The following is an 8,237-nucleotide window of genomic DNA, read 5'->3' as shown; positions in this document are numbered from 1 at the left end:
TTAAGAAAAGGAAAATCAACAGAAATATAACTGGAGACCAAAAGTAGGATAATCAGTAAGTTTTCCTTGTTATTTTTGGCGCTCTACTATTCCATTTACTAGAGATAACGACCGAATTTATATTTCAATAAATAGGGAAAGCCTCCCTAGGAATAAGTGCCTTTTTTCTTAGGGAGGCAGAACTTCCGTACTCTATCTAAATTAAAACTTCGATCAGCTAAGGCGATCGCTTGACTTTCCTACTTCCTTTTAGTTCAGAGTCCTGATATACTTTTTTTTAGTTAAGATGGAGAAATTTTGTGGATTTATCGCTAATTCCAGCCCAACCAAAACCAGGACTAATAAATGTCCTGATAGAAATTCCCGCAGGAAGTAAAAATAAATACGAGTTTGATAAAGATTTACAAGCTTTTGCCCTTGACCGAGTACTTTATTCTTCCGTACAATATCCTTACGATTATGGTTTTGTCCCTAACACCCTAGCAGATGATGGCGACCCCCTTGATGGAATGGTAATTATGGATGAACCAACATTTCCTGGATGCGTTATTGCAGCAAGACCCATCGGAATGTTAGAGATGATTGATGGAGGGGACAGAGATGAAAAAATTCTCTGTGTCCCGGACAAAGACCCGCGCTACACTGAGGTTAAATCTCTCCAAGATATAGCACCTCATCGATTAGAAGAAATAGCAGAATTTTTTAGAACCTACAAAAACTTACAGAAAAAGGTGACAGAAATACTTGGTTGGAAAGATGTTGAACATGTAATGCCATTAGTAGAAAAATTCGTTAAAGCTGCAAGCAAGTAATATTAATTCTAGTATTTTCGGAATTACAAAAAATTTAGGGGTAGGTTTTCTAGAGATTTTGCTCAAATGGAAACCTACCCCTATTTTTTAAAAAGACCTGTTAACTTTTTAAAAATCCTGAATTTATAGCAAAGGAAGAAGGAAGAAGGAAGAAGGAAGAAGGAAGAAGTAGGAAAAAAAGAAGGGTTTAATTAGGGTTTGCTGAAAAAGTCTTTTTGTCAGGGGAGAATCCAGAATTCAGAATCCAAAATTCAGGAGGAATGGGAATTATAGAGGAGGTAGTTGAAAGAATCGTCCCTTAATTTTTCTGTCCTTATCTACCCAAAATACGCTCCTTTTTGAAGCTGTTTTAGGAATGTGAATAAACAAAAATTTTCTTTGTATAGAAAGCATCTTTAAAATTGACTGGGTAAATATTTTTTCCTTGTTTCCTATCCAGAAAAGAGGGAATAGGCAATAGGGAGAAGTAATTCATAACTTATGGATCGGAATAGATTTGATTTTTAATTTTTGGAAATGTCTATAATAATCAACCTTTTTCCTCCTTCCTTCTTCCTTCAAATTTAAAATTTCATCAACCTTCTTCCTCCTTCCTTTTTCCTTCTTCCTTCTTCCTTCCTCCTTCTTCCTTCAAATTTAAAATTTCAGTAAACAAAGCTTCATAACTATTCAAAGCATTTTTTGAACCAAAATTTTCTTCAGCATATTTTCTTCCTTGCTGACCAAGTTGCTGAAGTTTCTCTGGATTTTCATATAACTCTACAATTGCTTGTGCCAAAGCTTGAGAATCTTCCGGAGTAACTACTATTCCACCACCACTTTCAGTAACAACTCTTATTGCCGTACCTGTATCTGGAACAGAAGCTACTATTGGACGACCACTAGCAAGAATAACAGGAATTTTTGAAGGTAAATTAAAGGCAGTAACAGTCTTTTTCTGTATTACTAAACCAATATCAGCAGCAGATAACATTTCTGGTAATTTTTCTCGTGGTACTAAAGGGAGCAAAAGTACATTATCTGCTTGATATTTATCACAACACTCTTTTAACTGTTGACGTGCTTTTTCTTCCCCCAAAATTACGAAACAAATTTCCGATTTTTCCTTGAGACTAACAGCAGCTTTAACTACCGTTTCTAACCCTTGAGTTAGAGCAATATTCCCAGAATAAACAACGACAAATTTATCTTGAAGATTATGTTCCTCTCTAAATTGATTATTTTTATCCAGAGGTCTAATAAAATTCAGGTCTACCCAATTAGGAATACAAACAAGTCGGTCTTGAGAAACCCCTTGTTCAACTAAATTAGTAACAAAATCTTCAGCAATAACGCTAATTTTAGCAGCTTTTAGATAAGCTAATTTTTCTACAGCTTGAGCTATACGTACTATCCAACTATCTTTTTTAACTAACCCAACTCTTACAGCAGCTTCAGAAACAATATCCTGAATATTTAAGACCACAGAAGAATTAGAAAATAATCCATAAAAACTAACTGGTAAAGAAATTAATATAGGAGGAGTCGTTGCAAAAATAACATCAGGTTTCCAACCATTAAAAGCTTGCCAAAGACTAGAAACAATAAAACTACCATCTAACAATAATCGATCTAAAACCCCTGGTTTAGAACCTTTAATATAGATATAACTACGTTGAACTTTTACACCATTTAGTTCCTCAGTTAAAAAAAACTTTCCTTTGTATTCATCATAAATTTTACGTTCAGGATAATTTGGCATACCAGTCACTACACGAACTTGATGACCACGTTTCACAAAACCTTCTGCCAGTTCTGTCATTAAGGGAGCAATACCAATTGGTTCCGGGTAATAATTATAGGAATAAATAAGAATACGCATAGTTTAACTAATTAAGTTAACATTTCGAGTATAACTAATGGAAGATAAAAGCCTGATGAATTGCTATAGCAGTCGAAGGAAAGGTAAGAACATATCAAAAGCTTAAAAATCAGACAACGCAAGATTTTTCTTTCTTCCTTCTCTCCTAGATAACTAAAGCCTTCTTCCTTCTGACTATATTTGAGAATTAACTATATAAAAATCTTTCTTCTTCCTTCTGCTATATTTGAGAATTAACTATATAAAAAGAGGTTGACTGTGAACCTATCTCAGTCATAAGATTTTCACTGAAAAATCTAAATATTTTGAGAGTTAAAAACTAAAAATTAAGTTTTTCAAACATATTTTACTTAAACAAATAAGGCTGTTAAAAATAGTGGGATAGGTTTGTATATGTTTCAATCAAAAAACTTGATTTTTAGTTTCTTTATTTTCTCGTCTTTAGGTATTTAACAAAACTTATTTAGGATAAGTAGGTGTTAAGCTCCTGTTGTCGATCAAAGCAAAAATATCTAATCTAATTAATAGTTAATTATCTCTGTTTATTGATATTGAAGAAGGAGACAGGAGACAGGAGACAGGAGACAGGAGACAGGAGGAAAATTACATGGGGATTCGCTCCCCCAAGTAATTTTGAACACCGTGTAGACGGTGGGGTATTAAACCCACAAAGAAAATGATAAATATACTTGAGGCTAGTTGAGTTTATGATTAAAGTTAGAATCATCAGATTTATCAAGAGATGACTCAACATTATAACTATTTTCAGAATATTTAAGGGTAATACAGATAAAACTTAAATCTATAATCATTTAAACATATTGAGATTTAAAACTAATATATATATTAGTGGAAAAAAGTTATAGATTAAGAAGGATAAGGAAAAAGTATAGTATTTTAATTCTTCTAATAAGCTCCACCACTTTTGTCAAATAAGATTCCCACAGTCTTAATAATTAACTTTATATCGTACATTAAACTCCAATTTTGTTGATACTTTAAGTCCAACCTAATAATATCTTCAAAATTTTTCACTTGAGAACGACCATTAACTTGCCATTCTCCTGTCATACCAGGTTTAACATCTAAACGTTGCCATTGAGGTACTTCATAACGCCCCACTTCATCAGGAGTTGGAGGTCTAGTTCCCACTAAACTCATATCTCCCTTCAGTACATTCCAAAACTGAGGTAACTCATCCAAACTCTTTCGCCTCAAAAATCTACCAACTTTAGTAATTCGCGGATCATTTTCATTCTTAAAAATTGCACCTTGAGCTTTATTTTCGATTTTATCCTTAATTTGTTCTGCATTTTTACACATAGAGCGAAATTTCCACATTAGGAACTTTTTTCCCATCCAACCACATCGTTCTTGACCAAAAAATATCGGACCAGGACTATCAAGCTTAATAAAAATAGCGATGGGAATAAACAAAATACCTGTAATAAATAATCCTACTAAAGAACCGACAATATCAATCAGACGTTTTACCAAAGATTTGACAGAAGGATGAGTAATAGGAAGTTGATTTTCTTCTGGTTGACCATTTGTTTTGATTTTAACTTCTGAATCTGGGGATTGTTCGATGATTAAAATTTTGTCTAGTCCAGTTAAATAAAATACCCCCATAACTAGAGAATTAACACCAGATAACAGAAACTCTATATTTTTTTCCTTTGCTATTTTTAAATTTGTTACTAGAGAACCAATTCCACAACTATCGATAAAATTAGTGTGACTAAAATCAATAATAATTTTGCCTATAGTATTTTCTGATTGGAAAAGTTTTTGGCAAGTTGATTTAAATAATTCTGCCTCTGAGACAGTAAAACGAAGAGGCAAATGAATGACAGGAGTTTTATCCCTAAAAGTGACTTGAATATCTGTTTCTGAGGTTTGGCTGACCATGAAATCTTGGTTCCTATTTTTTATGATTATAGTTTTGTTTCTACAAGAGTTTTTTCTGAGATTTTCTTGGCATAATCAGTTTAAGAATTATGCTCAAACGAGTATATAGAAATTACCTTAATGGTTAGACCATCCTCAAGACTAATGATTAGCAATAGTTCAATACCAATGTATCAACTTAAATATACTAATCTCTGCCAACTACATTCAAGAATAGAACATATTCAGATGGTATCAGCAGAAACCAAACTGCTTTTTCTGTTAATCTAGTTATATCGCCATCATAACACCAAAATAACTAGGAGCAATTTGAGTGGGTTGTTCTCACGACCGAGTCTAGTTTTGATGATTTTACTACTAACCCACTCAAGATTTCCTGTCTAGTTATAGATATTTTCAGAGCGTGAAGTTTCACGACTTCCTTTAACTCTGGCCTTTGCTTTAGTCGCACCGCGTTTGAGAGCTTGAAGCCGTGCTTCATATTTGGCCCTTTGTCGTTTTTTCGGAGTTTGTTCAATTAAAGTTTTCAGAGCGCTGCCCAGACTTTTATAAGCATTGGGAAGAGAGTAACCGAAACGAGTTGCTAAGGCGATCGCCTTATCGTCTGCTTCTATTGCCTCTTTGAGATTACGTTCTCCATTATTCTTCTGATAGAGTCTATACCCAGATACACCACACAAAGCTAAAGCTAGAACTAAAAGTAGACCATCCTGCACCCATAGCTCACCCACAGCACCCCCTAAACCAATAGCAAGGGCAGCCATTTCCCAACCATCCCTGGGAATTGTATCGTTTTGAATTCTGGCCACTTCATGCCAGAATAATAGATTACGTTGGTCTAATGCTAATTGCTCCCAAAGTGTTAGGTCAATGGATATTTCTATTTGGTCTTTGCCTATTTCTTCGCTGCGAATGAGTGGAGGATTAACTTCAATGGACTTTTCTACCATGACCCAACTTTGTAATTCTGGTGGTAGTAAGCCTTTTAGACGCCTAATTTCACTCATTTCCGCTCTGGCAGTGGCAGTAGCATAAGATGTCATAGTTTATTTGAGTCCTATAGATTTTTCAACACATAGTTATCCTTTATTTAAATAGTTTACCGTAAGATTTCAAACAGTATGTTTTCTACTCTTGCTTAGAGATAGCGATACGGTGCTCCGCCACAGTCCGGGAACACCAAAGCTTTATTCCTAATCAGTTGCTATAGTCAGCAGAAAAAACAGAAGCAGCAATACTCCGAGCGCGATCATATTCATCAAATTTTTGTGGCTCAAATTGCCAGAAAATACCACTGAAATCAGCCATAATATTTTTGACAAGCAGATGGTAAAAACTCTAAAATTAACCAGGGTTCTTCTGTGATATTAACAACCTGCTTACCGAATTATTAATGATTAATAATTAATAATTAAATAATTCGCGCCTTGAAGCCTCCCCTTTTAAGGGAAAAAAAAGCGGTCGTTTGCGGAGCAGTCCGTTAGGATGGGATGGCGAGGTCTCGGAGCCATATCCAATCGACTCCTGTGAAGAAATAATATCTCCTTATATTCAATTCCGTAACGGTTTTAACCAGAGGTAATTATCAATTATCCATTATCCATTATCCATTAATAAAATCCATTTATTGTTCACAAATGAATCCCACATTAAGATTGAAATATCCATCTTAATGTGGGAGAATTGGTAAGCTTTCCTAATTGATTTTTGACTCTAATAGTGGTTCTTTTTAAACTATTTCTCAGCTCTGTTTGGCCGAAATTATATATCAATAAACACAGTTCATACTAATACATTTTGTTTTAAGTCTGGTCGATGCAGCTCGAGAATATCCTTTTATAATTAAGATAGGTCTTTCCCTAGTGATGTTTTCACAATTCTGATGATTTTCAGTAGCTTCAATTCGATTATATTCTCAATGTAGTAGACTTAAGGCAAGACTAGTAAAGCTTTTATCTCTGTTAAAGTATTGAATCGCCCAGACCGTCGTTATCAAGCATTGTATGAAACAGCTATTTCAACAGGACTTACGCAAAGGCACTACATATAGTAGATAAAAACTATAGCACTAATGGTATATATAGCTTTTTTGCCAGAAGAATGCGTAAGTCCTGTTCAAATACAAAAAAATCTGATTTTTGTTGACAAATTAATTCTATATAAGCATCTGATAATTTACCATTTTCTCCATTTTTCCTTCGGTTTTTTCCTCCTACTGAAAAGTCAGGACAAGGAGGTCTGCCAATAAATCCGACAAAATCAGAATTTCTCGGAGCATCTTTGACTAATTCTTGTAAATTTGTTTTTCCATTTTCCCCAGTTAAATAAACTAAATCGTCTTCTAAATATCCATACTCTGGCTCAGATATTTCTAATAATTGTGGAGCATAACGATAAGCTGTCATAAAGGGGGAAAAATTTTCGTTGACAAAGACAACTTCAAAGCCAATATTTTCAAAGCCTAAGTCTAGAAAGCCACAGCCTGAAAAAAAGGAAAATATTTTGATTTTTTGCACCGTTTACTACGAATAATTTAGCGATATTAAGGTCTTGTGGATTGATTAATTCTGGCTGAGGTAGTAATTTAACCGAATAATTAATACCATTTCTTAAATCTAAGTTTGAGCTTTGAGGAAATCAAAAATAGGAAACCGAGATGACGTAGAGGAATTTATGATACTATTTTTGGTATTTTGTCAATGTCTATAATTACTCAGGTATTTTTACTTATGTAAAATTTATTTTTTTGAGCTTATCCTTAGCTAGTTGCAAATCGCAATATCTAGAAGATTTTTAACGTAAATACTGGGTTGTAGTTTTGTTGAAAGGAGATTATTTTTGTTTTAGATATAACATTGGCATCATACCTTAATGTTCAGAGTATGATACAAATCTCTGAAACAACGCAAGCTCGTGAAATATTTTGTAATAATTGATAAAAAAAGGTGTTTTTTTGATTTGCAGAAACAATCTTAAAGCTTATTTATATTAGTAAAAATTATCTTTACCCTCTTTGCCTCAAGTTTTGATTTAAAGGGTAGTTTGCGATCGCTCAAAGTCAGAAGTAAAAATTTATTGATTGTTTGATTTATATTTATCAAAAACTTACCCTTGGTCTTCAGAATAATTTGCTCTATTTTCATCCTCTGCTCTATTCCCTATTCATAGTTAAGATGTTCCCTACCAATAATAAGTATTCACCCGTTAGCGCAGCTGCCCTGGAAGGGGCTAGGGTAGCTCCCCCGGAGGGGCACATAATATTACTTTTGAAATTTAGAATGATAATTACCGAAAAGCGACGTTGAAAGCCCCCGTGTTTTAACCGGGGGATGAAAACAAGCGAGTCGTTTAGACAAGACTTCTAAAGTTTTCCTGTGCTATTATCTGGATATACAAACGTTTAGACAAAAGTAAGCAGAAAGCTAGGTTTAGACGCTATGCCGACTGTGTAGGGGCACTTTGACTTGTCCCCAAAGAATATATCTTTGGTCAGCTAAGGAGCAACAAAGCAACATGGATTTATCTTGTTGCGTAGTATCAACTTAGAATCCCCTCGGCAATAGCTGCGGGGAGTAGTCAACTTTGAGCTTCTGAGTCAGAAAAAAGTTAGTAGAGCAGGAAAACTCTCACCTACTATTTTTCTGCCTTAGTCC

At 34.3% G+C, this 8,237-nt stretch carries 6 protein-coding genes; 2 read left to right on the top strand and 4 right to left on the bottom strand.

All coding sequences use genetic code 11. The annotated features are described in order from the left end of the window. Window positions 1–299: 299 nt before the first annotated feature. The gene (locus F6K23_RS31665) at window positions 300–812 is read left to right on the top strand and encodes an inorganic diphosphatase (protein WP_293163481.1); all 513 of its coding nucleotides are present in this window, start codon (window positions 300–302) and stop codon (window positions 810–812) included. A gap of 574 nt (window positions 813–1,386) precedes the next feature. Here F6K23_RS31665 and F6K23_RS31660 read toward each other — a convergent pair. The 3 genes from F6K23_RS31660 to F6K23_RS31650 form a co-directional block, all read right to left on the bottom strand. Continuing rightward, complete coding sequence (locus tag F6K23_RS31660; RefSeq protein ID WP_293163478.1) at window positions 1,387–2,673, bottom strand: glycosyltransferase family 4 protein; 1,287 nt, start codon at window positions 2,671–2,673, stop codon at window positions 1,387–1,389. A 906-nt stretch (window positions 2,674–3,579) separates the two neighbouring features. Further along, window positions 3,580–4,584: a sugar transferase gene (locus F6K23_RS31655; RefSeq protein ID WP_293163476.1), complete on the bottom strand. Its 1,005-nt coding sequence runs from the start codon at window positions 4,582–4,584 to the stop codon at window positions 3,580–3,582. Window positions 4,585–4,964: 380 nt separating this feature from the next. Next, window positions 4,965–5,627, bottom strand: a complete 663-nt coding sequence (locus tag F6K23_RS31650; RefSeq protein ID WP_293163473.1) for a DUF3318 domain-containing protein — start codon at window positions 5,625–5,627, stop codon at window positions 4,965–4,967. A 911-nt stretch (window positions 5,628–6,538) separates the two neighbouring features. Between F6K23_RS31650 and F6K23_RS42330 the strand changes: the two genes are divergently transcribed. Continuing rightward, window positions 6,539–6,634: a hypothetical protein gene (locus F6K23_RS42330; protein WP_367267878.1), complete on the top strand. Its 96-nt coding sequence runs from the start codon at window positions 6,539–6,541 to the stop codon at window positions 6,632–6,634. A gap of 10 nt (window positions 6,635–6,644) precedes the next feature. On the opposite strand, the gene F6K23_RS31645 is transcribed toward F6K23_RS42330, so the two are convergent. Next, window positions 6,645–7,100, bottom strand: a complete 456-nt coding sequence (locus F6K23_RS31645) for a DNA cytosine methyltransferase (RefSeq protein ID WP_293163470.1) — start codon at window positions 7,098–7,100, stop codon at window positions 6,645–6,647. Window positions 7,101–8,237 lie beyond the last annotated feature (1,137 nt).

This window comes from Okeania sp. SIO2C9, assembly GCF_010672455.1.
In the GTDB taxonomy this organism is placed as follows: domain Bacteria; phylum Cyanobacteriota; class Cyanobacteriia; order Cyanobacteriales; family Microcoleaceae; genus Okeania.
This window is presented reverse-complemented; position numbering and strand designations above follow the sequence as displayed.